The organism is Stenotrophomonas sp. NPDC078853, from assembly GCF_044901215.1.
In the GTDB taxonomy this organism is placed as follows: Bacteria; Pseudomonadota; Gammaproteobacteria; order Xanthomonadales; family Xanthomonadaceae; genus Stenotrophomonas; species Stenotrophomonas lacuserhaii.
This window is the reverse complement of sequence record NZ_JBJDOQ010000001.1, coordinates 328062-351946: the sequence shown is the minus strand read 5'-3', so window position 1 is coordinate 351946 and position 23885 is coordinate 328062. Positions and strand designations below refer to the sequence as shown.

The window sequence follows — 23885 nt, the reverse complement described above, 5'->3', positions numbered from 1 at the left end:
TCAGATTCAGTTAAAGCGAAGGCGCACGCCCGCGTACACGCCAAAACCTTCGCCCGGCGTGGAGCGCGCTACATCGCGCCCCCCATCGTCATAGCCCGGTGTCACCGTGGCAGCGTAGTGGCGGTCACCCAGGTTGCGCAGCTCCAACCAGCCCTGCCAGCGACCAGTGGGCGCATCGAAGCCCACGCGGCTGCCGAAGATGAGGTGGTTGTCGGCACGATAGCTGTTGGCATAGTCGACGAACACCTTGGAGGCGTACTCGGTGTTCACTGCGGCATACAGCCCCGATGCGTGGTCGTAGCGCAGCTCGGCCTGGTAGAAATGCATCGGCAGGCCGGGCAGGCGGTTGTCACCGAAGCGCTCGTCATGGCGGTAGCGGAAGCCGCTGAAGGTGTACGCCTGGCGCAGCGAGAGACGCCCGGTTCGCCCTTGCCACAGCGTGCTGTCCAGCCCGGCCTCGATGCCACGATGCACGGTGGGGCTGGCGTTGTTCTCGGCGATGAACAGGTTCGGCACCGGCACGACTTCAACGCTCAACAGTTCGTGGTTGACGTGCGCGTAGTAGCCGGTGAGCTCCCAGCGACCGATGCGGCCCTCGCCGCGTGCGCCGAGTTCCAGCGTGGTCGCGGTCTGGTTGTCCAGTTCCACCGGCGCGCGCTGGCGGCCGGTAGACGCGCCGTTGCCGGCGGCGAAGTACTGGTTGGAGCCCCAGATCATCGACCAGGGATGGGCCGGCTCCACCGAGCGGCTGAGATTGCCGAACCACTGCGTGGCCGGCGAGACCTGCCAGGTGAAGCCGAGCCGCGGCGCGTAGTCCCAGTCGCGCTCGTTCAAGCGCTGATCGGTACGCGGCCAGATCACTTCCACCGTGCGGCGGGTCTGCACCAGCGCCAGCCCGGTCTGCACGCGCAGTGCATCGCTCAACTGTAGTTCGTTGCCCAGGTGCAGCGTGCTGTCGGTGCCGTGGTGGGAAAAGTCACGCGTGTGGGTGCCCGCCGCATAACCGTTGCTGGCCAGGCGCAGCGTCTCGCGCACGTCGGCATCCAGGTCATGGGTGACGCGCAGGCCGAGCGTGGTCACGCTGTCATGGCCGAACAGGGTGTGCCGGCGGCGGTAGTCCAGGGTGGCATTGAGGTTGCTGTAGTCCAGCTGCTGGCGGTACAGGCTCTCGTTCAAGTCCATCGGGTACTTGTGGTACACCAGCCCGGCCTGCAGCGAGGAGTCTTCATCCAACTGCAGCGTGGTCATGTTGCCGATCCAGGTGCTGCCCGGTTGCGGCCGCTTCGCGTCGATCGCCACGTTGGTCGGGTTGGCCGCGCGGGGGTCGTTGCGGATCTGCGCGCGGGTCAGTCTTCCCGGTGTTTCGTGGTTGGTTTCGCGGTAACGCAGGTAGAAGCGGGTCTGCAGGTCCGGGTTGATCTGCCAGCCGATGTTGGCCATTGCGCCCTTGCCATCACCGCTGGCATGCGTCTGGTAGCCGTCGAACTCGGTGTCGGTGTAGGAGAAGTAATAGTCCAGCGTGTCCTGCACGCCGCCGTAGCCCAGGCTGCGCTTCTGGTAACCGCGGCTGCCGGCTTCATAGTGAAGTTCCAGGCCCGGCGCATCGCGGCCACTGCGGCTGACGTAGTTGATCGCACCGCCCAGTGCCAGCGCGCCGCGCTCGAAGCCGTTGGCACCGCGAAGCACCTCCACCCGCGACAGCCATAGCGGCTCCAGCAGCTCGTACGGCGTGCCGCCGGCGGCCGTCAACGGCAGGCCATCCAGCGACGCCGCGATGCCGGAGGCATGCGCGCCGGGGCCGCGGTTGATGCCCGATCCGCGGATGGACACCTTGGTGCCTTCGTTGCCCGGAGACTGCGCACTGATGCCCGGCTGGTAGGCCAGCACATCGGCGGTACTGCCGACGCGGCCCTGCGCGACCTTGGCCAGGTCGATCACGTTGCTGGCGCCGGGCACACGCGCCAACGCCTTGCGGGCGTCGTCGGTGTTGCCGGCGGCGATGACCTCGACGCGGTCCAGGGTGGTGGGTTGGACAGCCGTTTCCGCATGGGCGGGCAGGGCGGCGAGGGCGCTCAGCACGGCAACGGTGAGCACGCAGGTACGTGGGCAAGCAGGAGTCATGAGCAGTAGAGCCAGCAGCGGAGTGGGGCCGCGGCCGGGGTGTGCCCTGTAAACCGCGTAGAGGCGGCGAAAGTTAACAGGGTGCTCTGAAGTTGTCGAGCCTCCTCGAGGCATGAGGACGGTTGGCGCTGGGAGCGCCGCGGCAAGGGCAGAAGCGTGACGACCAACGGTCGTCACCCACCAGGGCGAAGAGCGGACGGCTAACGGTCGTCACTACCGGGGAGCAGGTAGCGCCGAGCCGTGCTCGGCGAGCTCAGCGGCAAGGGCAGAAGCGTGACGACCAAGGTCGTCACCTACACACTGGGGTCAGCGCAGGATGCTGGGCAGGTCCAGGCCCTTTTCCTTCGCGCAGTCGAGGGCGATCTCATAGCCGGCATCGGCATGCCGCATCACGCCGGTGGCCGGGTCGTTCCACAGCACGCGGGCGATGCGCTTGGCCGCCGCTTCAGTGCCGTCGCAGACGATCACCATGCCGGCATGCTGGGAGAAGCCCATGCCCACGCCGCCGCCATGATGCAGCGACACCCACGTCGCGCCGCTGGCGGTGTTCAGCAACGCGTTGAGCAGCGGCCAGTCCGATACCGCATCGGAGCCGTCAGCCATCGCTTCGGTTTCCCGGTTCGGCGAAGCCACGCTGCCCGAATCCAGATGATCGCGACCGATCACCACCGGTGCCTTCAGTTCACCGTTGGCCACCATCTCGTTGAATGCCAGGCCGAGCCGGTCACGATCGCCCAGCCCCACCCAGCAGATACGCGCCGGCAGGCCCTGGAACTTGATCTTCTCCGCTGCCATGTCCAGCCAGCGATGCAGGTGCGGGTTGTCCGGGATCAGTTCCTTCACCTTGGCATCGGTCTTGGCGATGTCCTCCGGATCACCACTGAGCGCGGCCCAGCGGAACGGCCCGATGCCGCGGCAGAACAACGGGCGGATGTAGGCCGGCACGAAACCGGGGAAGTCAAACGCATCTTCAACGCCTTCTTCCAGCGCCATCTGGCGCAGGTTGTTGCCGTAGTCCACGGTCGGCACGCCCAGCGCATGGAAGGCCAGCATCGCGCGGATGTGGTTGGCCATCGATTCGCGCGCGGCTTTCTCCACTGTCTTCGGTGCGGACACGCGCTTTGCGTCCCATTCTTCCACCGTCCAGCCCTGCGGCAGGTAGCCGTTGACCGGATCGTGCGCAGAGGTCTGGTCGGTCAGCAGGTCCGGCTTGATCCCGCGCACCAGCAGTTCGTCGAGCACGTCGGCGACATTGCCGAGCAGGCCGACCGACAGCGGCTTCTTCGCCGTGCAGGACTCTTCGATCAGGCGCAGCGCTTCATCCAGGTCGTCGGTCCAGGTGTCCAGGTAACCGGTGCGCAGGCGCATTTCGATGCTGGTCCCGCGGCATTCCACCGCCAGGCACGAGGCGCCGGCCATCACCGCGGCCAGCGGCTGTGCGCCGCCCATGCCGCCCAGGCCGCCGGTGAACAGCCACTTGCCGGCCAGGCTGCCGTCGTAGTGCTGGCGGCCCATCTCCACGAAGGTTTCAAAGGTGCCCTGCACGATGCCCTGCGCGCCGATGTAGATCCAGCTGCCGGCGGTCATCTGGCCGTACATCGCCAGGCCCTTTTTATCCAGCTCGTTGAAGTGGTCCCAGTTGGCCCAGCGCGGCACCAGGTTGGAATTGGCGATCAGCACGCGCGGCGCATCGGCATGGGTGCGGAACACGCCCACCGGCTTGCCCGACTGCACCAGCAGGGTCTGGTCGTCCTCCAGCCGGGTCAGTGCATCGACGATGCCGTCGAAGCTTTCCCAGTCCCGCGCGGCGCGGCCGATGCCGCCGTAAACCACCAGTTCCTGTGGTCGTTCGGCCACGTCCGGGTGCAGGTTGTTCATCAGCATCCGCAGCGGTGCTTCGGTCAGCCAGCTCTTGGCGGTCAACGTGCTGCCGGTCGGCGCGATGATGGTGCGGGACGGGTCGTTACGGGTCATGCGGCGCTCCGGTTCGATGCGAATTCAAGGCAGGCGGTGAGTACCTGCGCCAGCGTGTGGCGCAGCGGCGTGGCGTGGTCGTCATCCAGCGGCGTGGGCCAGCTGTGCGCATCCAGCGCTTCGGCGGCCGGTTCGGCCATGTAGCCGCGGCAGGCCAGTTCCATCTGCAGGCTGTGCACGCCGCCGGGGATGTCGCTGTAATGGCGGGTGATCCAGCCGCCCTTGAAGCGGCCGTTGCGCACGTGTGGCATCCCGCTGAGCCGGCACAGGTTGTCCACCACGTCGGACAGCGCGTTGTCGCACGACGTATCGACCTCGCCGGTCGGGCCGGCGGTACCCAGGTTGAACTGCGGCAGCTCGCCATCAAACAGGTGCGGGATGCGCGAGCGGATCGAGTGCGCGTCATACACCACCACGGTGCCGTGGCGCGCGCGCAGGCGGGCGATCTGTGATGCCAGCGCGTCGTGGTAGGGCGCGAAGTACCTCTCACGGCGAAGCAGGATCTCCGCTTCGTCCGGTTCCTGCCCGGGCTGGTACAGCGGCTGGTTGTCGAAGGTGGTCAGCGGGCACAGGCCGGTGGTGTTCTGGCCGGGGTACAGCGATACCCCGCTGGGGTCGCGGTTTAGGTCGATCACCGACCGCGAAATGGACGAGCGCACCGTGGTCGCGCCAAGCCCGCGCGCGAACGCGTACAGCTCATGCACCCACCAGTCGGCATCGCGCCGGGCCAGCCAGGGCGACACGAAACGCCCGGCCAGGTCGTCTGGCAGTTCGGTGCCGGTATGCGGGAAACTGATCAGCAGTGGCGCATCGCCTTCATGTACCTCCAGCCACGGCGGCTGCGGGCTCATGCCACCGGCTCCACGTTGGGCAGCACGTCGGCCAGCCCGGCGGCCAGCGCGCCACTGCGTACCAGGTCGGTGGCGGCCACCATGTCCGGGTGGAAGTAGCGATCTTCTTCCAGCGTCGGCACCTGCGCGCGCAGCAGCACGCGGACCGCTTCCAGCGCGCCACTGGACTGCAGCGGGGCGTGGAAATCGCAGCCCTGCGCGGCGGCCAGCAGCTCGATGCCGACCACGTTGGCGGCGTTCTCGGCCATCTGCAGCAGGCGGCGCGCGCCGTGCGCGGCCATCGAAACATGGTCTTCCTGGTTGGCCGAAGTGGGGATTGAATCCACGCTGGCCGGGTAGGCGCGCTGCTTGTTCTCGGACACCAGCGCGGCGGCGGTGACCTGAGGAATCATGAAGCCGGAGTTCAAGCCCGGGCGCGGGGTCAGGAAGGCCGGCAGGCCGGACAGCGCCGGGTCCACCAGCATCGCGGTGCGGCGCTCGCTGATCGAGCCGATCTCGCAGATCGCCATCGCCAGCATGTCCGCGGCGAAGGCCACCGGCTCGGCGTGGAAGTTGCCACCGCTCAGCGCATCGCCGGTATCGGTGAACACCAGCGGATTGTCGGACACGCCGTTGGCCTCGATTTCCAGCGTGGTGGCGGCCTGGCGGATGATGTCCAGCGCCGCGCCCATCACCTGCGGCTGGCAGCGCAGGCAGTACGGATCCTGCACGCGCACGTCGTTGTCGCGGTGCGATTCGCGGATGGCCGAGCCCTGCATCAGCGCGCGCAGCGCGGCGGCAGTGAGGATCTGCCCGCGCTGGCCGCGGATGCTGTGGATGCGCGGGTCGAACGGCGTGTCCGAGCCCTTGGCTGCTTCCACCGACAGCGCACCGGTGACCAGGGCGGCCTGGAACACGACCTCGATCTCGAACAGGCCGGCCAGCGCATAGGCGGTGGAGAACTGGGTGCCATTGAGCAGCGCCAGGCCTTCCTTCGCACCCAACTGCAGCGGCTGCAGGCCGGCACGCGCCAGTGCATCGGCCGCACTCAGGCGTTCACCGCCAAGGAAGGCGTCGCCGACGCCAATCATCACGCTGGCCAGGTGGGACAGCGGGGCCAGGTCGCCGGAGGCGCCGACCGAGCCCTGCGCCGGGATCACCGGCACCACGTCGTGCTGCAGCAGCGCTTCCAGCAGCTGCAGCGTCTCCACGCGCACACCCGATGCCCCTTGCGCCAGGCTGACCAGCTTCAGCGCCATCATCAGCCGCACCACCGGCAGCGGCATCGGCTCGCCCACGCCGGCGGCATGTGACAGCACGATGTTCCGCTGCAACGTGGCCAGGTCTTCCGGTTCGATGCGCACGCTGGCCAGCTTGCCGAAGCCGGTATTGATGCCATACACCGGCGCGCCCCGGGCCACGATCGCGTCCACGGTGGCAGCACTGGCACGCACGGCCGGCAGGGCGGCGGCATCCAGCTCGATGCGCGCCCCGCGATAGACCTGCCGCCACTGCGCCAGCGGCACATGGGCGGGGCGAAGCACCAGGGTGTCGGGTGTTTCATGCTGCATTGAAGCGTGCTCCGTCAGAGGGGATCGAGCTGCCCGCGCACCACGCGCGCGTGCAGCGGGTTGAAGCCGATGCGGTAGACCAGGTCGGCCGGGGCGTCGATGTCCCAGATCGCCAGGTCGGCGTCCATGCCCACCACCAGCTGGCCGATGCGGCCGGCGCGACCGAGCGCGCGCGCGGCGTTGCGGGTGAAGCCGGCGATGCATTCGTCCACGGTCAGCCGGAACAGCGTGGCGCCCATGTTCATCGCCAGCAGCGGACTGGTCAGCGGCGAGGTGCCAGGGTTGCTGTCGGTGGCCAGCGCCAGCGGCACGCCGGCCGCACGCAGCGCCGCGATCGGCGGCGGGGTGGTGTCACGGGTGAAGTAGAACGCGCCCGGCAGCAGTACGGCGACCGTGCCGGCGGCCGCCATCGCCGCGATGCCGGCCGCGTCCAGGTGCTCGATATGGTCGGCCGACAGCGCCCCGTGGCGCGCGGCCAGTTCAGCGCCGTGCTGGTTGCTCAGCTGTTCGGCGTGGATCTTCACCGCCAGCCCGTGCGCGCGTGCAGCGTCGAAGACCTGCGCCGCCTGCGCGGTGGAGAACGCGATGTTCTCGCAGAAGATATCGACCGCCTCGGCCAGCCCTTCGGCGGCGATGGCGGGAATCATCAGGTTGCAGACTTCATTGATGTACTCCTGGGCGTCCCGCCCCGGTGGCACCGCATGCGCCCCCAGGAAGGTCGGCACCACGTGCACGCTGCAGTCCACACCCAGCTGGCGTGCGACCTGCAGCTGCTTGCGCTCATCGTCCAGGGTCAGCCCGTAACCGGATTTGATCTCCAGCGTGGTGATGCCTTCGGCGCGCATCGCCAGCAGGCGAGGGCGGCTCTGGCGTGCCAGTTCTTCGTGGCTGGCCGCGCGGGTGGCGCGCACGGTGGAGACAATGCCACCGCCGGCGCGGGCGATGTCGGCATAGCTGACACCCTGCAGGCGCTGCTCGAATTCGTTGGCCCGGTTGCCGGCGTAAACCAGGTGGGTGTGGCAGTCGATCAGGCCGGGCGAGATCCAGCGGCCTTCGCCGTCGATGCGCGTGGCCGGCTGCAGGTGCGCGCCACTGCCGGCCGCGCCCACATGCACGATGCGGCCATCCAGGCAGGCCAGTTCGGCATCGGCGATCACGCCCAGGCCGTCGCCCTGCAGGGTCATCAGGTGTACGTTGGTCCAGAGGGTGTCGCAATGCATGGGCGGCGCTACACGGATGAGCTTATATGTCTATACAATATAGGCGTCCCTTTCCGGTTGTCCAGCCATGACGGATTCGTTGTCTCCCCCTGCCTTCCACGCTGACCGCGCATTGCTGCCGCAGGGCTGGGAGCGCGATGTCCGGCTGACCGTGGTGGATGGCTGCATCGGGGAGGTGCGCACCGGTGTTGCGGCCCAGGCAGGCGACCAGCGCGTGCGGATCCTGGTGCCGGGCGTGCCCAACCTGCACAGTCACGCCTTCCAGCGCGGCATGGCCGGGCTGACCGAAATCGGCGGGGGGGACGGCGATAGTTTCTGGAGCTGGCGCGAGCTGATGTACCGCTTCCTGGCCAAGCTGGTGCCCGATGCGGTCGAAGCGATCGCCGCCCAGGCTTACATGGAAATGCTCGAATCCGGCTTCACCCGCGTCGGTGAGTTCCATTACCTGCACCACGATGCCGACGGCCAGCCGTATGCCGATCGCGCCGAAATGTCCGCGCGCATCGCCGCCGCCGCCGCGCAGACCGGTATCGGCCTGACTCTGTTGCCGGTGTTCTACGCGCATGCCGATTTCGGCGGCGCGGCGCCCAACCCGGCCCAGCGCCGGCTGATCCACGACGTGGACGGTTTCGCGCAGCTGCTGGACGGTGCACGCACGGCCCTGCGGCCGCTGCCCGATGCGGTGCTCGGCATTGCCCCGCACAGCCTGCGTGCGGTGACCGGCGAGGAGCTGTCCGCGCTGCTGCCACTGAACGATGGGCCGGTGCACATCCACATCGCCGAACAGCTGCGCGAGGTGGATGCCTGCGTGGCCTGGAGCGGCCTGCGCCCGGTGCGCTGGCTGTATGAAAACGTGGCGGTGGACGCGCGCTGGTGCCTGGTGCACGCCACCCATATCGACGATGACGAGCGTGCGCGCATCGTCGCCAGCCGGGCCGTGGCCGGCCTGTGCCCGGTCACCGAAGCGAACCTGGGCGATGGCCTGTTCCCGATGCAGGCCTTCGCCCGCGAGGGCGGCCGCTTCGGCGTCGGTTCGGATTCCAACGTGCTGATCGATGCAGCCGAAGAGCTGCGCCTGCTGGAATACGGCCAGCGCCTGAGCCTGCGCGGGCGCAATGTCATCGCCCCGGATGCGCAGCGCAGCAGCGGCCGTTACCTGTTCGATGGTGCGCAGCAAGGCGGCGCGCAGGCGTTGGGCGTGGCCGCCGGATTGCAGCCCGGCGCCAGTGCCGACCTGCTGGAACTGGACGCCGACCACCCGGCGATGATCGCCCGCGATGGTGATGCCTTGCTTGACAGCTGGGTGTTCGCCGCACGTAATGGCGCGCTGCGTTCGGTTTGGCGCCGCGGCCGCCAGTGCGTCGCAGACGGTCGCCACCTGCAGCGCGACGTCATCACCGCCCGTTTCGCCCAGGCCCTGCGCAGCGTGCTGGGCTGATCCTCTTTCCAGATCGAGACCACAGTGAAGGCCAGCAAGTCCGCCACGCTCAACCAGCGCATCCGCAGCGAACTGGAAGGCCGCATCCTCAGTGGCGAATGGGCGCCGGGATTCCGCATCCCGTACGAACACGAGCTGATGGAGCAGTACGGCTGCTCGCGGATGACCGTGAACAAGGTGCTGACCGCACTGGCTGAAAGCGGGATGATCGAACGCCGGCGGCGTGCCGGTTCGTTCGTGGCGCGGCAGTCACCGCACCTGGAACAGGTGGCGCTGGCGATACCGGACATCGCCATGCAGGTCACCGCGATGGGCCACCAGTACGCGTACCGGCTGCTGCGCCGTCAGTTGCGCGCCGCGCGCGATGGCGATGCCGGCGAACGGGAGCTGGCCGGTGAGGCGAGGCTGCTGGCGATGGATTGCCTGCACCTGGCCGATGACCGGCCGCTGGCGCTGGAACACCGGCTGATCAGCCCGGCCGGCGTGCCGGAGGTGCTGGAGGTGGATTTCGAAGTCACCGCGCCCGGCAGCTGGCTGCTGCAGAACGTGTCGTGGACGCGTGCCCAGCACCGCATCAGTGCGTGGGGGGCGGATGCGGCCAGTGCCAGGCTGCTGGATGTCAAAGCCGGCACGGCGTGCCTGGTGATCGAGCGGCATACGTGGCGTGGGGACCAGGCGATCACCCGGGTACGGCAGATATTCCTGGGCGATGCGTGGGATCTGGTGGCGCGGTTCGCGCCTGGGAATAATCGCTGATGGGTTGGCTCGGCTTCGGTGGGTGACGACCGTTGGTCGTCACGCTGTTGCCTGGAGTAGAAACGTGACGGCCCACGGTCGTCACCCACGCCATCCGTCACTACCGGGTTAGAGGGTGCTGCATTGGCGCCAGCGGACGGGTTCGTCCACGCCGGGGCGGGCGTTGAGCTGGATGCGCACGTTGCTCAGCGCGGGGTAGCGGGTCACCTGGTCGCAGATCATCGGCCATACCTGGTCCAGTTCGCCGGTGCGGTTCACCGCCAGTGTCTGCCGGGTCTGCCAGATGCCGCTGTGCACGCCAGGCAGCTTGCTCAGCGCGCGGGAGATTTCCTGCTGGTAGCGATCCAGTGTTTCGGTATCCGGGTTGAGGTCCGGACCGGCCACGGTCGCCTGCGTGGCGCGCGGCGCCGGATCGGCGGCGGCAACTGCAGGCACGGTAGCGGCAACGGCAGGCGCTGCAGGCGCGGCCCTGGTGACGGCCGGGGCGGGCGCCGGGTCTGGCGTGGCCACGTGTACGGTCTGGTAGCCCATGCCCACCAGCAGGCCCAGTGTGCTGGAGGCAAATGCCGCAATCACGATGCGCCGGATCGCCTCATGGCGGGCGGCATTCTTGACGCCCGATTCGATGTCACCGGGCAGGTAGGGCGAGAGCAGCGGCCACAGCCGGCGGCCATCCAGCACTTCCACGGCCTGCTTCTCCGCAATGGCCTGGCCATCGCCGTCCACCAGGCCTTCGGTGATCAGGATGCCGCCGCGGGCACCCGCCAGCCGCGCCGCCGCGCCCAGTTCGTTGATCGCCGCGGTGCCGATGCGGTACGCCAGCCCATGCTTGCAGGTCACCAGGAAGTGGCCGCTGGCGTCGGCCATCAGGAAGTCGCTGCGTGGCTCACGGGTGTCATCCTCGTGCCGGCTCATCTCGGTCAGTCCGCGCCGTTCGTGCAGGGCGCGCTTGACCAGTTCGGAGAAGTTGCGCCAATGCATGCCGGCCAGGGCCTGCAGGCCCAGCTGCATTTCCTTGCGACGCCGTTTGACCAGCCACAAGTAGCCGGTGGCGAGGACGAAACAGGTGACGGCCAACAGCAGGGCCAGTATCCAGGAGAACATGCAGGCAGCAACGCACAACGCAGGAAGGGGCGGACAGTGTACTGGGGCGTAGCGCTGATCGCGTCAGGGCGCCCCCTACAACTGGGCGCTGCATCTCAAATCGCAGGCACGAAAAACCCGCCATTACCGAATCCGTGAGGGGAGGGACAAACGGGGTAATGACGGGTTGGATGCAGTGTCACCCACCGCCTGCTGCATTGCAACAAAGCGGCGGGTAACACAGTGTTCCGGCAGGATCAGCTGCCGGTGGGCGACTGGTGGCTGCCCGGGGTCGGTTCCCCGCTTGCCGCGCTGGCCTGCCGGCTTTCCAGCCGATTCAACCGCGTGGTCAGCGCATCGATGCGGGCATTGAGCGTGGACACATCCTCGGCATTGGGCACGTGCAGGCGCTTCAGGACCCCGTGCACGCGGTCTTCGAAGGCTTTTTCCACCTTGTCCCACGTGCCGGAGGCCTTTTCACGCGCCTGGCCCAGCTGTTCTTCCACATTGTCGCGCCAGCCCGGGCCGTCTTCGGTGCTCTTCTCGCGGCGGCGGTTCTCGAAGGCTTCGCCTTCCTTCACCAGGCCATCGAAGAAGCGGCTGCCTTCGGCCTGCGCGCGGCCCAGCGCACCCAGGCCGGCCAGCCACACCTGCTGCGCCGAGTCGCTGAGCTTGCGCGAAACGCGCTCGGCCTGGTCCTGGAAGGACGCCTTGTCCTGGCCGTCGTTGCGGGGGTCGTGCTCGTCATACTGGTTCATGGGGTCTCCTGCATGGGCGGATGCAGGGACCAGACTAGCGCTGCAAATGCGGGGGCGGCGTGATGGCCGGCAACAGCGCCGGCCGGCAGTTCAGCCGACGGTTGGATCAGCCGAGCTTTTCCTTCAGCACGCGCTGGATCTCGCTTTCCACCATGCCCTTCATCGCCGACAGCAGGAAGCCGAGCTTGGCGGTCACGCGCACCGCAGTGGGCTGCAGTTCGATGGCACCGTCCACGCCGCTGCCGGAGAAATCCAGCACGTCGCCGCGCCAGGTGGACTGCAGGCCGAAACGATCGGCCAGTTTGGCGGCCACTTCCTCGATCGCCTGGCGCGCGGCCGGTGCGGCCAGGGCATGGGCGTGGACGATATCGATGCTGGACATGCGGGTTCCTTTGCGGGGTGGAGCGATGACAGGGCGAGCATTGTGCGCATCAGGCGCGCAAACGCCAAGCGAGGGTTCTTCTGCGATTGCCAGCCAACTGCTAGTCTGCGCCGCATGCCTAAACTGCTCGTGCACTACAGCCAACCCTCGCAACCCGACCAGCCGCTGGTGCCGGGCGTGCAGAAGATCGTGCGCCAGGCCAACGGCAGCATTCGCCTGGTCGAAGCCAGCCAGGGCAGCCTGCTGCTGGCCCAGCTCAGCCTAGACCAGCGCGGCCTGTGGCTGCAGGTGGCCGCCGGCGTGCGGGGCGTGCATGTCAACGGACGCCCAGTGAAGCGCATGGCGCTGCTGCGCGCCGGTGATGCGGTGTACGTGGAAGGGGTGGAACTGCTGATCCAGGGCGAAGTGGATACGCCGATGCTGCCGCCCTCGCCACAGGCGGCGGTGCAGTCCGACGAACCGCGCCTGCTGCGCGGCGTGGGCGGGCCACACCACGGCCGCGGCTATCCGCTGCACGGACCCTTGCTGGTAGGTCGCAGCAGCGAAGCGGACATCGAAATCGACGAGCCGGCCTTCGCTGAACAGCACGCGCGCATCGAAAGCCATGGCGAGCGGATCCTGCTGCGCGACCTGGGCACCGGCGAAGGCAGCCGGGTCAACGGTGTGGCAGTGCGCCACTGCTGGCTGCAGGGCGGGGACCAGGTGGTGTTCGACGGCCAGCACCGCTTCGTGCTGGAACTGCCCGACGACCCGCGCCAGCGCCCACTGCCGACCGAAGAATTCGTCTTCAACGACCTCGACGAAGCGGCCGAACCGCAGGCCCCGCGCCGCGTGCGCCGCTGGCCCTGGCTGCTGGTCAGCGCATTGCTGCTGGCCGGCGTGTTGAGCCTGCTGCTGTGGTTCGGCGCCCGCTGACCTGCCGATAGTGACGGCCGCTGGTCGTCAGATCCTGCCTCGGTGGTTGACGACCGCTGGCCGTCAGATCCTGCCTCGGTAGTGACGGCCGCTGGTCGTCAGATCCTGCCTTGGTGGGTGACGACCGTTGGTCGTCACGCTGGTGCTCCCTCACCGCTGCGCTCGCCGAGCACGGCTCGGCGCTACCAGATCGGGCTCCGATGGATACCAATGCAACCAAATTTCCCTTGAACGGCGCGGTCTAAAGCCTGATGCGCTGCGGCATACTAGGGATCTTGCCCCACAGGTGTGACATGACCCGCGCGTACAACTTCAGTGCCGGCCCTGCAGCGTTGCCGGAAGTGGTCCTGCGCCAGGCGCAGGAAGAGATGCTGGACTGGCATGGCGCCGGGGCCTCCATCGTGGAAATGAGCCATCGCGGCCCGGAATTCATGGCCGTCGCGGCTGCAGCCGAGGCCGACCTGCGCCAGTTGCTCAGTGTGCCCGACGACTACGCGGTGCTGTTCCTGCCTGGTGGTGCCACCACCCAGCAGGCGCTGATTCCGATGAACTTCGCCAGCCCCGGCCAGCGCACCGATTACGTGCTCACCGGCCACTGGGGAAAGACCGCGGTCAAGCAGGCCTCGCCGTACGTCAGCGCGCACATCGCCGCCAGCAGCGAGGCCAACGCCTTCCGTGACATCCCCGCGCGCGCCGACTGGCAGCTGTCGCCGGATGCCGCCTATGTGCACATCACCGCCAATGAAACCATCCATGGCGTGGAGTTCCGTGACATTCCCGATACCGGGGATGTCCCGCTGGTGGCCGATTTCAGCTCGTCCATCGCCAGCGAGCCGCTGGATATCAGCCGTTTCGGCGTCATCTACGCCGGTGCGCAGAAGAACCTCGGCCCGGTCGGCATCGCTGTGGTGATCATCCGCCGCGACCTGCTCGAACGCACCGGCCAGCCGCGTGCGGACATCTTCAACTACGCCTCGCACGCTGCCCGCGACTCCATGCTCAACACCCCGCCCACCTGGAACTGGTACCTGGCCGGGCTGGTGTTCAAGTGGATGCTGGCCGAAGGCGGGGTGGTGGAATTCGCCCGCCGCAACGCCGCCAAGGCTGCGCTGGTGTATGCCGCCATCGACGCCTCCGGCGGCTTCTACCGCAACGAAGTGGCCGTCTCGGCGCGCTCGCGGATGAACATCCCGTTCTTCCTGCCCAGCACCGAGCTGGACGCGCGATTCGTCGCCGATGCCAAGGCCGCCGGGCTGCTGGCGCTGAAGGGCCACAAGGCGGTCGGCGGCATCCGTGCCTCGCTGTACAACGCCATTCCGGTAGCGGGTGCCGAAGCGCTCGTTGCCTTCATGGCTGATTTCCAGCAGCGTCACGGTTGAGTCGCTTCACTGTGTCTACCCCCGGCGCGCGTTGACCGCGCGCCCTGCACCAAGGAACACCGATGGCACGCAAACCTGCCAAGCCGGCCAGCCCCAAGGCCCTGCCTGCAACGCCGAAGACCGCCAAGCCGAAGGCCAAGGCCAGCAAGCCGGCCAAGCTGGAAACCGCCACCAGCGCACCGCCGGTATTGGCCGATGTGCGCGGCAAGATCGACCAGATCGACCGTGACATCCAGTCGCTGATCGCCGAGCGCGCGCGCTTCGCCCACCAGGTCGGCAAGGCCAAGGGCAAGCTGGCTGCGGCCGTGGACTACTACCGTCCCGAACGCGAAGCGCAGGTGCTGCGCATGGTGGTGGACCGTAACGAAGGCCCGCTCAGCGATGAACTGCTGGTACATGTCTACCGCGAAATCATGTCCGCCTGCCTGGCCCAGCAGGAGCCGCTGAAGATCGGTTACCTCGGCCCGGAAGGCACCTTCAGCCAGCAGGCCGTGCTCAAGCACTTCGGTCGTTCGGCACTGGGCCTGCCGATGGCCAGCATCGAAGAAGTGTTCCAGGAAGTTGAAGCGGGCAACGCCGATTTCGGCGTGGTGCCGGTGGAGAACTCGGGGCAAGGCACCATCCAGATCACCCTGGACATGTTCCTGACCTCCAACCTGAAGATCTGCGGCGAAGCCGAACTGCGCGTGCAGCAGTACATCATGTCGCGCAGCGGCCACCTGGAAGACATCGAGCGCATCTACGCGCATCCGCAGTCGTTCATGCAGACCTCCGCCTGGCTGCGCGCCAACCTGCCCAATGCCGAAAAGATCCCGGTGTCCAGCAATGCCGAAGGCGCGCGGCGTGCCCGCAATGCCGACGACGCGGCGGCGATCGGCGGTGAGAACGCCGGCCACGTGTACAACCTGAAAAAGGTGGTCACCAAGCCGATCCAGAACGATGCCGACAACACCACGCGCTTCCTGGTGATCGGCCGCAGCCTGTTCCCCAGTTCCGGACACGACCGCACTTCGGTGCTGGTGCTGATCCATGACAAGCCCGGCGCGCTGTTCGATGTGCTCAGCCCGTTCGCCCGCCACGGCATCAGCATGAACCGCATCGAATCGCGGCCCTCGCACCACGGCAAGTGGGAATACGGCTTCTTCATCGATCTGTCCGGCCACATCGACGACGCGCCGATGCAGGCCGCCTTGGCCGAACTGGAAGGGCATGCGGCACAGATCAAGGTGCTCGGCTCCTATCCGGTAGCCGTGCCCTGAGTGAGTTCCGCGGGGGTGCCAACGCGTCCCCGCGCCCAGATCCCTCGCCGCACTGCGGCGCTGACGGAAGCAACAGACGATGAGCAACGCGCAACACTGGATCGCCCGCAAGGGCCGGCCCCTGCAGGGCAGCCTGGTCATCCCGGGCGACAAATCGGTTTCCCATCGTGCGGTGATGTTCGCCGCGCTGGCCGATGGCACCTCCACCATCGATGGCTTCCTGGAAGGCGAAGACACCCGTGCCACCGCGCGCATCTTCAGCCAGATGGGCGCGCGCATGGAAACCCCGTCGCTGTCGCGGCGCGTGGTGCACGGCGTGGGCATCGATGGCCTGCAGGCCCCGCAGGGCGAACTGGACTGCGGCAACGCCGGTACCGGCATGCGCCTGATTGCCGGTGTGCTGGCCGGGCAGGCGTTCGACAGCGTGCTGATGGGCGATGAATCGCTGTCACGCCGCCCGATGCGCCGGGTCACTGGCCCGTTGGCCCAGATGGGCGCACGCATCGATACCCAGGCCGACGGCACCCCGCCGCTGCACGTGCACGGTGGCCAGCCACTGAAGGGCATCGCGTTCGCCTCGCCGGTGGCCAGCGCGCAGGTCAAATCCGCGGTGCTGCTGGCCGGGTTGTACGCCGATGGCGAGACCTCCGTGGTCGAACCACATCCCACCCGTGACTACACCGAACGCATGCTCGCTGCCTTCGGCGTGGAAATCGAATACTCGCCCGGCAAGGCCCGCCTGCGCGGCGGCCAGCGCCTGCGTGCCACCGATATCGTGGTGCCGGCGGACTTCTCCTCGGCCGCGTTCTTCCTGGTGGCGGCCAGCATCATTCCTGGTTCCGAACTGCGCCTGCAGCAGGTCGGCCTGAACCCGCGACGCACCGGCCTGCTGCACGCACTGCGCCTGATGGGCGCGGACATCACCGAAGAGAATCCGGCCGAGCAGGGCGGTGAGCCGGTGGCCGACCTGCTGGTGCGTCATGCCCCGTTGAAGGGCGCACGGATTCCCGAAGCGCTGGTGCCGGACATGATCGATGAGTTCCCGGCGTTGTTCGTGGCGGCCGCTGCGGCCGAAGGCCAGACCGTAGTGACCGGTGCGGCCGAACTGCGGGTAAAGGAATCCGATCGCCTGGCCGCGATGGCTACCGGGCTGCGCACGCTGGGCGTGCAGGTGGACGAAACCGAAGACGGCGCCACCATCCACGGCGGCGCGGTACTGGGCAGCGGCACGATTGAAAGCCACGGCGACCACCGCATCGCGATGGCCTTTGCCATTGCCGGCCAGCTGACCGATGGCGAAGTGCGGATCAACGACGTGGCGAACGTAGCGACCTCGTTCCCCGGCTTTGACAGCCTCGCCGGTGGCGCAGGTTTCGGCCTGACCGCCGCATAGACCAGGTAGTGACGGCCGCTGGCCGTCCTGCTTCTGCCCTGGTGGGTGACGACCGTTGGTCGTCACGCTTCCGCCCTGGTGGGTGACGACCGTTGGTCGTCACGCTGTTGCTCTGCTACCGCTGCGCTCGCCGAGCATGGCTCGGCGCTACCAGGTGCCCGTTCTCCTTACGCACACAAAAATGCCGGCACAGAGGGGGCCGGCATTTTCATCTCACATCTTCACAGCACTCAACGCCCGGTACGGAAATCCACCGGTACGTTGACCACGCTGGCAATCGCACGGCCATTCTGCATCGCCGGCTCGAACTTCCAATCACGCACGGTCGTCAGCACCGCACGATCCAGCTCGCGGTCGCGCTGACCGGTACGCGAAACGATGCTCGCCTCCGTCACGCTGCCACTCGGGGCCACCTTCAGGCTGGCCACCACGCTGCCCTGCACGCCATTGCGCAGCGCGCTCGGCGGATACGACGGCTTGGCATTGCTGGTCAGCGGACGCGCCTCGCGGTTACGCACGGCCGGGGCTGCACGCTGCTGGGTCGGGGCCGGTGCAGCGCGCGGCGTGGTGGCCGGCGCATTGGCCACTGGTGTGCCGGTGGCCGGCAGCATCCGCTCGCCAATCGGCGCCGGGGCGACTTCATTGTTGGACGTACGCAGCCACACCAGCGCGGCGGCGAACATCGCCACGATCAGCGCCATCCACAATGACGGGGACGGGCGGCGGCGTTCGTGGGCAAGGTCGGCATCGGTCTGGTGACGCGGCGAGGCCGGCATTTCCGGAGCATGGGTCGCACTCATGTTTGATCTCCTACACTTGTCGTTTCCGACGACGCCCAGAGTCTTGCCGCTAACGCAGGCGCGGGTGTAAGCGTCACGTCAATGCAGTGCACGGAGTTCAGGTTCGGGTGCGGGGACCGTTCAGCGATGCAGCGCGTGCGTGATCAACGACCAGGGGTGAAATCGAACGGCACCTCGATGGTGCCCGGCACGGCCTGGCCATTGCTCATCGCCGGGGTGAACTTCCAGCGGCGCACGGCCTCGGTGGCCGCACGGTCCAAGTCTCGCGACCCGCTGCGCTGCACCAGCGCCACCCCATACGGGCGGCCGGTGGCATCCACTTCCACGCGCAGCACCACCGAACCGGACTCGCCACGGCGCAGTGCGGCAGGCGGGTAGCTCGGCGGCGGCGACTGACCGGCGATCGGCATCGGGCGGTCGTTGGCCACCGGACCGGCGGTGGTCGGTGCGGTACCCGGGGCCGGCATGCCTTCGGCCATCGGCGCGGGTGCCGGCGTGGTTTCCACCAAGGTCGGGGTTTCTTCCGGCGCCGGGGCAGGGCGCGCGTCAGGCATGTCGCTGGAGCCGGCTGCGGCGGCCAGTGGCTCGGGCAGCGGCTCGACCTCAGCCACTTCCTGCGGCGTCTTGGCGGCCGGTTCGGCCTGGAAGAAGCCCTTGTCGCGGCTGCTCAACCACACCACCACGAAGAGCAGCAGCCCCACCGCGAACGCGATGCCGGCGATCTTCAAGGCGTTGCGGGGAATCTGCAGGGTGATGGACTTGCCGGATGAGGTGCGGGTAGCAGGCATGACGCAAACCAGTACGGGACCGGGCGATTCTGGCACAGCCGCGATGAACCGTCCGGCAGAAATCCGCATAACAGGCGATAATCCGGTTCCTGAACCACAACCACCGACCGCCGCCATGCTCGATCCAGCCCTGCTCCGCAACCAGCCCGCCGACCTTGCCGAACGCCTGCGCACCAGTCGCGGTTTCGAGCTGGACGTGTCCGCGCTGGAGTCGCTGGAAGCAGACCGCAAGCGCATCCAGGTGCGCACCCAGGAACTGCAGAGCCTGCGCAACAGCCGCTCCAAGGCCATCGGCCAGGCCAAGGCCAAGGGCGAGGACGTGGCTACGATCATGGCCGAAGTGGCTGCGTTCGCCGACGAACTGAAGGCATCGGAAGTCACCTTGGACGAACTGCGCGAGAAGATCGACGCGGTCGCGATGATGATCCCGAACCTGCCGGCCGACGACGTGCCGGCCGGCGCTGACGAAAGTGAAAACGTGGAACAGTCGCGCTGGGGCACGCCGCGCCAGTTCGATTTCAAGGTGCTGGACCACGTAGAGCTGGGCGCCCGCAACAAGTGGCTGGACGGCGAAACCGCGGCCAAGCTGTCCGGTTCGCGCTTCACCGTGCTGCGCGGCCCGATCGCGCGCCTGCACCGCGCCCTGGCCCAGTTCATGCTCGACCTGCACAGCGGCGAGCACGAGTACCAGGAAACCAACGTGCCGGTGATCGTCAACGCCGACAGCCTGTATGGCACCGGCCAGCTGCCGAAGTTCGAAGAGGACATGTTCATCACCCACCTGGGTGAGCAGAAGCGTTACCTGATTTCGACCTCGGAAATCTCGCTGACCAACATCGTGCGCGATGAAATCGTCGACGCCGAGCGCCTGCCGCTGCGCATGACCGCCCACTCGCTGTGCTTCCGTTCCGAAGCCGGCAGCGGCGGCCGCGACGTGCGCGGCATGATCCGCCAGCACCAGTTCGAAAAAGTGGAGCTGGTCACCGCCTGCCGCCCCGAAGACAGCGATGCCGAACACCAGCGCATGACCCGCTGCGCCGAAGTGGTGCTGGAAAAGCTGGGCCTGCCGTACCGCAAGGTGCTGCTGTGCACCGGCGACATGGGGTTCTCCGCAGTGAAGACCTACGACCTGGAAGTGTGGCTGCCCTCGCAGGAGACCTACCGCGAGATCAGCTCGTGCTCCAACACCGGTGACTTCCAGGCCCGCCGCATGCAGGCCCGCTGGCGCAACCCCGCCACCGGCAAGCCCGAGCTGCTGCACACCCTCAACGGCTCCGGCGTAGCGGTGGGTCGCGCGATGATCGCGGTGATGGAGAACTACCAGAACGAAGACGGCAGCATCACCGTCCCGGACGTCCTGCGCCCGTACATGGGCGGCATGGAAACCATCGGCTGAGAGCGGTAGTGACCGCCGCCGGCCGTCAGCTCCCGCCCTGGTAGTGACGGCCGCTGGCGGTCAGCTCCCGCATTGGTAGTGACGGCCGCTGGCTGTCAGCTCCCGCTTCGGTAGTGACGGCCGCTGGCCGTCAGCTCCCGCCTTGGTGGGTGACGACTGTCAGTCGTCACGCTTGCGCTCCTGCCGCTTCGCTCGCCGAGCATGGCTCGGCGCTACCGCCCATCGCGCGCACCAAAAAAAAACGGCCCCGCAAAAGCAGGGCCGCCGGGTCGGGCTGGAACGGGGGAGGGGATCTTCCAGCCCACGGCTACCGGCCGACGACGAGCCCGCCAGCAACCGTCTTGAACGCTTTACTCAGGCCTCAGCGAATTCCGCTTCCGGCAGGCTCGCCAGCGCGGCCGCAATCGCTTCTTCGCGGTGCTTCGGCGAATACGCGATGCCCTCGGCGCGCACGAACTCCACCTCGGTGATGCCCATGAAAGCGAACATCTGGCGCAGGTAGGGCTCCTGGAAGTCCGCCGGCGAATCGACATAGATGCCGCCGCGGCTGCTGGCGATGATCACTCGCTTGCCACCGGCCAGGCCCACCGGGCCTGCTTCGGTGTACTTGAAGGTCTTGCCAGCCACGGCCACGCGGTCGATCCAGGCCTTCAGCGTGGACGGAATGCTGAAGTTGTACATCGGCGCACCGATGACCACGACCTCCGCCGCCAGGAACTGCGCCATGACGTTTTCAGCGTCCGCCACCTCGGCCGCGTCCGCGCCGGCCAGCGAACTGCCGCGCAGGTGGGGGATCGGATTGGCATCCAGATCACGGTAAGACACGTCGAGGGATTCGACCGAATCCTTGAAACGGGCGACCACGGCCGCCGACAGCTGGCGGGAGACCGAGTTGTCGCCGAGCGCGCTGGCGTCGATGTGAAGAAGCTTCATGGCAGTCACCTGAGGTTTGTGGGGTGGGCAGCCGTGCTGCCGACGGAGCAAACGATAGGTTGTTGCCAATCTGGGATAAAGATGGTTGAATGCCACGTATTGTTCTAGATATGGAACTTCAGCATGCAAGACCTCAACGATCTCTACTACTTCGCCATGGTCGTGGACCACGGCGGTTTTGCCGCAGCCGAACGCGCGCTGGGCATCCCCAAGTCCCGCCTGAGCCGCCGCATCAGCCAGCTGGAGACGGATCTGGGCGTCCGCCTGCTGCAGCGCTCCACGCGCCGTTTCGCGGTTACCGACGTGGGAACCAGCGTACACCGACACGCGCAGACCATGCTGGCCGAAGCCCAGGCCGCGCGCGAAGTGGTAGACCGCCTGAGTGCCGAGCCACGCGGCCTGGTGCGTGCCAGCGTGCCGGTATCGCTGGCGCAGATGCAGCTGCCCAAACTGCTGCCGAAGTTCCTGGAGCAGTACCCCAAGGTGCGGCTGCAGTTGAACATCAGCAACCGCCGCGTGGACATCATCAACGAAGGCTACGACGTCGCCCTGCGCGTGCGTTCGCGGCTGGATGACGATGGCAGCCTGGTGATGCGCAGCTTCGGCCAGGTGCAGGAACTGCTGGTGGCCAGCCCGAAATACCTGGACCGCGCCGGCCGCCCCAAGGACCCGGACGAACTGACCAACCATGTCACCCTGAGCATCAGCGAAGACGAAGCCCGCCAGCGCTGGGAACTGCACGGCCCGGAAGGCGCGGTACGCCGCGTGGACCTGCAGCCGCGCGTGGCCGGCTTCGATTTCCCGCTGCTGCAGAGCATGGTCAAGGACGGTTTCGGCATCACCATGCTGCCGGAAACCGTCTGCGCCGATGCCGTACGCAAGGGCGAACTGGAAGTGGTGCTGCCGGACTGGTCGCTGCCGCAGGGCATCTGCCACGCCGTGTTCGCCTCGCGCCGCGGCCTGCTGCCGGCCGTGCGCGTGTTCATCGACTTCCTGGCCGAGCACCTGCCGCCGCAGCTGGAGGCCTCGCGCCTGGATTGCGGTGGCGCCTGCGAGCGCGCCAAGGAGAAGATCAAGGCGACAGCCCTGGGCGCGCTGGCCGTAGACGCCGGCTGACCTGACGCCGGCAAGCTCTGGTAGCGCCGAGCCATGCTCGGCGTAAACCATCACAGCCCGAGCTACTGTCACCCGCCCAACCATGGGCAAACGCCCCCGACGCATGCGAGAATACGCCTCCCCGGACAGCCTCCGGGACTGCAGCACATCGGAGAGATGGCCGAGCGGTTTAAGGCACCGGTCTTGAAAACCGGCGAAGGGTCAAACCTTCCGTGGGTTCGAATCCCACTCTCTCCGCCAGATACACAAGACGCCCCGAAAGGGGCGTTTTGCGTATCTGGCGGAGAGAGGTGGGTGCCGAAGCAGCGCGGGTTCGACGGATTCGCCTGGAGCGAATCCGGACAGCCGAATGGCTGGCCCTGGAGCGCGTAGCGCGGAAGGGTGAGGTGCATGGATGCACCTCACAATCCCACTCGGGCTGTCCGAAGAGATCACGGCCCATCGGCCTTCTGCTTCTATATTGAGCAGCACGCGGAATAGCTCAGGGCCAGGTCGGCCGCGGTCTTCTTGCCGCTCATCATTGCTCCTTCGCCGCCTCGATCGCGGGCGGTTTCGTTTTGCCAGTGCGGCCTCTTGCATGCGCCATGATCCTGGCCACCTTTTCTTTGTCAACGCGCACTAGGGCGATCAGCGCTAGGCCGCGCGCTTCCCACAGCCGCGCAACGCCTTTCCGTGCGCGCATAACGAAAGCATGGCAAAGTTGGCAGAGGCGTTAGAGCTACCCGTAGGGTATTTCATGATGTCAGTGAGCCGATGGCTGAGGCCATCCTGGTGATGGCACAACTGCCCGAGGAAGCACAGCAGGAGCTAGTGCACCGAATGCGTGAGGTCGCTAGAAAAGAGGGGACGCGAGCTCAGTAAGATGAATGGGCCAATCAGAAAGCAATTCGCGCAATTTATGGCGAGCTGTCGTTCCAGTCTCTCAACATCAGACCACCGACCGCTAGTCACCTGTAGTGGTATTTATTGCGATCTTGCCCGGTTTTACTGTCAAGGTATTGAATGATGCTGCGGGTTAGATTGATGGCGAGCAACGCCTCATCGCGCTCGAGCAGTTGATCGTTGGCATGAGCCAGGCTTCCGCGGTTACGTAGTGGGTTGAGCGCGTCAAGGATGTTTCCAATGGAGAAGACGATTTTGCGCATCGCATCGTCTTGAACGCCCATATCGCGCAGGGCGGGATGGCTCTCACGCATCAACTTAAAAATCTGAGTGACTCCTGGATCCGTTGGCAGCGTAGCCATGTCCAGTCCTGCCGACCGACACATCGCTTTCAGGTAGCCATGAAGAGCAGTGTGAACGCGATCCAAGGCGCTCACTGGCCCCTGTGCCTCCAACAGCGATGCCGCGTCGGCCAACGCCTGCTGCACAAGCTCGCTGGCCAGCTTCGGGGATGTCGGCTCTACGGCGGCAATTTGGCTGCATCGCTTCGCCATTGCAAGCAACTTGGCGCGCGCCTCCGGGGTTCGCTGGACCTCCGAGCCGACCGGGAAGCGCCGGGCAACGCCGCGGACGATCGCTGCTTGAGACCGAGGCTCAGCGGAAGACAGCACCGCCAAGAAACGTTGGCGCGTGGTACCCGCGTAGTCTTCGGGATCGAGCGTCAGGTCGCAGTAAGCGGCGTAAAACTCACGGTGGGACGGATAGGTGAAATCGCCTAGGTAACCGCCTGACACGCCAATGTAGTGGTTGGCGATCCAGTGAATCTCAGTCGGACGCAGGCCATCCATGGAGCCCCTCGCTCGCCGGGTGGAAGGCCGGCCCAGATGGGGG

20 protein-coding genes and 1 tRNA gene are annotated in these 23885 nt (G+C 67.0%); 9 read left to right on the top strand and 12 right to left on the bottom strand.

All coding sequences use genetic code 11. The features are described from left to right. Window positions 1–6: 6 nt before the first annotated feature. From ACI2JH_RS01570 to hutI, 5 genes are all read right to left on the bottom strand, one after another. Window positions 7–2121: a TonB-dependent receptor family protein gene (locus ACI2JH_RS01570; RefSeq protein WP_404735231.1), complete on the bottom strand. Its 2115-nt coding sequence runs from the start codon at window positions 2119–2121 to the stop codon at window positions 7–9. A 306-nt stretch (window positions 2122–2427) separates the two neighbouring features. Further along, window positions 2428–4095 carry a urocanate hydratase gene (gene hutU / locus ACI2JH_RS01565; protein WP_404735230.1) on the bottom strand — a complete coding sequence of 556 codons (1668 nt, stop codon included), beginning with the start codon at window positions 4093–4095 and terminating at the stop codon, window positions 2428–2430. Next, window positions 4092–4946 carry an N-formylglutamate deformylase gene (gene hutG, locus ACI2JH_RS01560; protein WP_404735229.1) on the bottom strand — a complete coding sequence of 285 codons (855 nt, stop codon included), beginning with the start codon at window positions 4944–4946 and terminating at the stop codon, window positions 4092–4094. Before hutG ends, hutU begins: the two co-directional genes overlap by 4 nt. Next, window positions 4943–6496, bottom strand: a complete 1554-nt coding sequence (hutH, locus tag ACI2JH_RS01555; protein ID WP_404735228.1) for a histidine ammonia-lyase — start codon at window positions 6494–6496, stop codon at window positions 4943–4945. Before hutH ends, hutG begins: the two co-directional genes overlap by 4 nt. A 14-nt stretch (window positions 6497–6510) precedes the next feature. After that, window positions 6511–7716, bottom strand: coding sequence for an imidazolonepropionase (gene hutI, locus ACI2JH_RS01550; protein ID WP_404735227.1), 1206 nt, complete (start codon window positions 7714–7716; stop codon window positions 6511–6513). Window positions 7717–7783: 67 nt separating this feature from the next. Between hutI and ACI2JH_RS01545 the strand changes: the two genes are divergently transcribed. Continuing rightward, window positions 7784–9154 carry a formimidoylglutamate deiminase gene (locus ACI2JH_RS01545; RefSeq protein ID WP_404735226.1) on the top strand — a complete coding sequence of 457 codons (1371 nt, stop codon included), beginning with the start codon at window positions 7784–7786 and terminating at the stop codon, window positions 9152–9154. A gap of 24 nt (window positions 9155–9178) precedes the next feature. Then, window positions 9179–9910, top strand: coding sequence for a histidine utilization repressor (gene hutC, locus ACI2JH_RS01540; protein WP_404735225.1), 732 nt, complete (start codon window positions 9179–9181; stop codon window positions 9908–9910). 108 nt (window positions 9911–10018) lie between these two features. Here hutC and ACI2JH_RS01535 read toward each other — a convergent pair whose 3' ends face one another. From ACI2JH_RS01535 to ACI2JH_RS01525, 3 genes are all read right to left on the bottom strand, one after another. Continuing rightward, on the bottom strand, window positions 10019–11014 hold the full coding sequence (locus ACI2JH_RS01535; RefSeq protein ID WP_182655691.1) for a restriction endonuclease: 996 nt from the start codon (window positions 11012–11014) through the stop codon (window positions 10019–10021). A gap of 236 nt (window positions 11015–11250) precedes the next feature. Next, the gene (locus ACI2JH_RS01530) at window positions 11251–11751 is read right to left on the bottom strand and encodes a phasin family protein (protein WP_191768126.1); all 501 of its coding nucleotides are present in this window, start codon (window positions 11749–11751) and stop codon (window positions 11251–11253) included. 106 nt (window positions 11752–11857) lie between these two features. Continuing rightward, a complete protein-coding gene (locus ACI2JH_RS01525) occupies window positions 11858–12133 on the bottom strand; it encodes a polyhydroxyalkanoic acid system family protein (protein WP_042612543.1) in 276 nt (91 codons plus the stop codon). Between the two features lie 114 nt (window positions 12134–12247). On the opposite strand from ACI2JH_RS01525, the gene ACI2JH_RS01520 reads away from it, so the two are divergent. The 4 genes from ACI2JH_RS01520 to aroA all read left to right on the top strand — a co-directional run bounded on the left by ACI2JH_RS01520 (window position 12248) and on the right by aroA (window position 17079). Then, window positions 12248–13048: an FHA domain-containing protein gene (locus ACI2JH_RS01520; protein WP_101099112.1), complete on the top strand. Its 801-nt coding sequence runs from the start codon at window positions 12248–12250 to the stop codon at window positions 13046–13048. A gap of 293 nt (window positions 13049–13341) precedes the next feature. After that, window positions 13342–14427 carry a 3-phosphoserine/phosphohydroxythreonine transaminase gene (gene serC / locus ACI2JH_RS01515; RefSeq protein WP_101099113.1) on the top strand — a complete coding sequence of 362 codons (1086 nt, stop codon included), beginning with the start codon at window positions 13342–13344 and terminating at the stop codon, window positions 14425–14427. A 62-nt stretch (window positions 14428–14489) separates the two neighbouring features. Then, on the top strand, window positions 14490–15686 hold the full coding sequence (gene pheA, locus ACI2JH_RS01510) for a prephenate dehydratase (RefSeq protein ID WP_404735224.1): 1197 nt from the start codon (window positions 14490–14492) through the stop codon (window positions 15684–15686). A 79-nt stretch (window positions 15687–15765) separates the two neighbouring features. Further along, window positions 15766–17079, top strand: coding sequence for a 3-phosphoshikimate 1-carboxyvinyltransferase (aroA, locus tag ACI2JH_RS01505; RefSeq protein ID WP_404735223.1), 1314 nt, complete (start codon window positions 15766–15768; stop codon window positions 17077–17079). A gap of 230 nt (window positions 17080–17309) precedes the next feature. Here aroA and ACI2JH_RS01500 read toward each other — a convergent pair whose 3' ends face one another. Further along, complete coding sequence (locus ACI2JH_RS01500) at window positions 17310–17879, bottom strand: energy transducer TonB (RefSeq protein WP_404735222.1); 570 nt, start codon at window positions 17877–17879, stop codon at window positions 17310–17312. A 143-nt stretch (window positions 17880–18022) separates the two neighbouring features. Continuing rightward, window positions 18023–18667, bottom strand: coding sequence for an energy transducer TonB (locus ACI2JH_RS01495; RefSeq protein WP_101099117.1), 645 nt, complete (start codon window positions 18665–18667; stop codon window positions 18023–18025). Window positions 18668–18782: 115 nt separating this feature from the next. Between ACI2JH_RS01495 and serS the strand changes: the two genes are divergently transcribed. Then, the gene (serS, locus tag ACI2JH_RS01490) at window positions 18783–20063 is read left to right on the top strand and encodes a serine--tRNA ligase (RefSeq protein ID WP_404735221.1); all 1281 of its coding nucleotides are present in this window, start codon (window positions 18783–18785) and stop codon (window positions 20061–20063) included. Between the two features lie 354 nt (window positions 20064–20417). Here serS and ACI2JH_RS01485 read toward each other — a convergent pair whose 3' ends face one another. Continuing rightward, the gene (locus ACI2JH_RS01485) at window positions 20418–20996 is read right to left on the bottom strand and encodes an FMN-dependent NADH-azoreductase (protein ID WP_182655697.1); all 579 of its coding nucleotides are present in this window, start codon (window positions 20994–20996) and stop codon (window positions 20418–20420) included. 123 nt (window positions 20997–21119) lie between these two features. Here ACI2JH_RS01485 and ACI2JH_RS01480 point away from each other — a divergent pair, with 123 nt between their 5' ends. Together ACI2JH_RS01480 and ACI2JH_RS01475 are read left to right on the top strand one after the other, a co-directional pair. Next, a complete protein-coding gene (locus ACI2JH_RS01480) occupies window positions 21120–22112 on the top strand; it encodes a LysR substrate-binding domain-containing protein (protein WP_042612553.1) in 993 nt (330 codons plus the stop codon). A gap of 150 nt (window positions 22113–22262) precedes the next feature. Further along, window positions 22263–22352, top strand: a tRNA-Ser gene (locus tag ACI2JH_RS01475). A 707-nt stretch (window positions 22353–23059) separates the two neighbouring features. On the opposite strand, the gene ACI2JH_RS01470 is transcribed toward ACI2JH_RS01475, so the two are convergent. Then, window positions 23060–23842 (bottom strand): abortive infection family protein, encoded by a 783-nt coding sequence (locus ACI2JH_RS01470; RefSeq protein ID WP_182655698.1) that lies wholly within the window; start codon window positions 23840–23842, stop codon window positions 23060–23062. Window positions 23843–23885: the final 43 nt, after the last annotated feature.

Coding starts and splice junctions, on each gene's coding strand:
- ACI2JH_RS01570 (WP_404735231.1), bottom strand. CDS start 2,121: ATGACTCCTGCTTGCCCACGTACCTGCGTGCTCACCGTTGCCGTGCTG.
- hutU (WP_404735230.1), bottom strand. CDS start 4,095: ATGACCCGTAACGACCCGTCCCGCACCATCATCGCGCCGACCGGCAGC.
- hutG (WP_404735229.1), bottom strand. CDS start 4,946: ATGAGCCCGCAGCCGCCGTGGCTGGAGGTACATGAAGGCGATGCGCCA.
- hutH (WP_404735228.1), bottom strand. CDS start 6,496: ATGCAGCATGAAACACCCGACACCCTGGTGCTTCGCCCCGCCCATGTG.
- hutI (WP_404735227.1), bottom strand. CDS start 7,716: ATGCATTGCGACACCCTCTGGACCAACGTACACCTGATGACCCTGCAG.
- ACI2JH_RS01545 (WP_404735226.1), top strand. CDS start 7,784: ATGACGGATTCGTTGTCTCCCCCTGCCTTCCACGCTGACCGCGCATTG.
- ACI2JH_RS01535 (WP_182655691.1), bottom strand. CDS start 11,014: ATGTTCTCCTGGATACTGGCCCTGCTGTTGGCCGTCACCTGTTTCGTC.
- ACI2JH_RS01530 (WP_191768126.1), bottom strand. CDS start 11,751: ATGAACCAGTATGACGAGCACGACCCCCGCAACGACGGCCAGGACAAG.
- ACI2JH_RS01525 (WP_042612543.1), bottom strand. CDS start 12,133: ATGTCCAGCATCGATATCGTCCACGCCCATGCCCTGGCCGCACCGGCC.
- ACI2JH_RS01520 (WP_101099112.1), top strand. CDS start 12,248: ATGCCTAAACTGCTCGTGCACTACAGCCAACCCTCGCAACCCGACCAG.
- serC (WP_101099113.1), top strand. CDS start 13,342: ATGACCCGCGCGTACAACTTCAGTGCCGGCCCTGCAGCGTTGCCGGAA.
- pheA (WP_404735224.1), top strand. CDS start 14,490: ATGGCACGCAAACCTGCCAAGCCGGCCAGCCCCAAGGCCCTGCCTGCA.
- aroA (WP_404735223.1), top strand. CDS start 15,766: ATGAGCAACGCGCAACACTGGATCGCCCGCAAGGGCCGGCCCCTGCAG.
- ACI2JH_RS01500 (WP_404735222.1), bottom strand. CDS start 17,879: ATGAGTGCGACCCATGCTCCGGAAATGCCGGCCTCGCCGCGTCACCAG.
- ACI2JH_RS01495 (WP_101099117.1), bottom strand. CDS start 18,667: ATGCCTGCTACCCGCACCTCATCCGGCAAGTCCATCACCCTGCAGATT.
- serS (WP_404735221.1), top strand. CDS start 18,783: ATGCTCGATCCAGCCCTGCTCCGCAACCAGCCCGCCGACCTTGCCGAA.
- ACI2JH_RS01485 (WP_182655697.1), bottom strand. CDS start 20,996: ATGAAGCTTCTTCACATCGACGCCAGCGCGCTCGGCGACAACTCGGTC.
- ACI2JH_RS01480 (WP_042612553.1), top strand. CDS start 21,120: ATGCAAGACCTCAACGATCTCTACTACTTCGCCATGGTCGTGGACCAC.
- ACI2JH_RS01470 (WP_182655698.1), bottom strand. CDS start 23,842: ATGGATGGCCTGCGTCCGACTGAGATTCACTGGATCGCCAACCACTAC.